Source organism: Acinetobacter sp. UBA5934, from assembly GCF_002430855.1.
Classification (GTDB): Bacteria; Pseudomonadota; Gammaproteobacteria; order Pseudomonadales; family Moraxellaceae; genus Acinetobacter.
The window spans coordinates 9612-10721 of record NZ_DJDC01000161.1; the positions used below are offsets into that span (position 1 = coordinate 9612).

General features: G+C 43.3%; 2 protein-coding genes. Both read left to right on the forward strand.

Going from position 1 to position 1110, the window contains the following annotated elements:
* Nucleotides 1–2 precede the first annotated feature (2 nt).
* Entirely contained in the window at nucleotides 3–713 is a 711-nt protein-coding gene (gspN, locus tag B2Y23_RS11685) for a type II secretion system protein N (RefSeq protein ID WP_291370958.1), read from the forward strand.
* Nucleotides 713–1110 (forward strand): type II secretion system protein N (locus B2Y23_RS11690; protein ID WP_291370960.1); only part of this gene is annotated, 398 nt, incomplete at its 3' end. The genes gspN and B2Y23_RS11690, both read left to right, overlap by 1 nt.

A 1110-nucleotide genomic window follows, 5' to 3' on the forward strand; every position in this document is an offset into this window, starting at 1 on the left:
GGATTTTCGCCATCAGTGTCTTTTTCATGTTCGTATTACTCCAAATTCCTGCGGCTTGGCTCATTTCAAAATTTTATAAAAACAACCAGGTTTTGCAAAATGTCAGTGGCAATATTTGGCAGGGGCAAGCGGACTGGCATACAGGTCAGTTAAAGGGTTCATTGAGCTGGAAAACACGCCCACTCGATCTTTTTTTGTTGCGTTTAGGGGCGAAGGTGGAAATCCATAGTGGACACACTCAGCTTGATGCCATTGCCGGATATGGATTTGGTAAAAAAATAACGATTCATGACTTAAATGGTCAAATCGCTCCTGAAACTCTAAAAAATCTGGTGGAATGGCAGTGGCCTGCTAATCCTATCCAGCTTCAGAATGTAAATTTTAATTTTAAAAAACAACAAGGCTTTAATCAGGCTGAAGGGCAATTGCAATGGGTGGGTGGGGAGTTGATTTATACCTATGCCCAGCGTCAGGATCGAATGAATATCCCTTCCTTGAAAGGAAAATTGTCGGATGAAAATAATAAGCTGATCTTTGATATCCAGGACCAGCGTGATCAAAAGCTGATGGCCCTGGAGCTGGATCAAAACTTGATGCTTGATGTACAACTGACTCAGCGTCTGCTGCTAAATATGCCTTCCTATAATGGTAAAGCTGGTTTAGATACCTATGTCATTAGTTCGCGTCAACCTTTGTTTAAAGGTGGCTTCTAATGAATCAATGGATGGAAAAAATTCAACATTTAAACTGGAAGCAGGCGGACCGGCTTGCTCCCTTATTATTGATCCTGCTGATTTTATATTTATGCTGGAAATTGGCGAACATTTTCTGGCTGCTGGTGGCACCGCCACAGGTCATGCAGCTGGAACGTGTTGAGCTGGGTTCACAGCAGCCACAGGTCCCCAATATTTCTTCATTTGCACTGTTTCAGGAAACTGGCAGGACTGCAGCGGCAGAAGACAATGTTAACTTGATTTTGCAAGGTGTAGTGGTCGGTTATCCAAGTCAATTTTCTTCCGCCGTGATTAAAGTCAATGATCAGTCCGATCGCTATCAGGTGGGTGAGAGTATTGCACCGACCTCTTATCAGCTGGCTGAAGTGTATTGGGA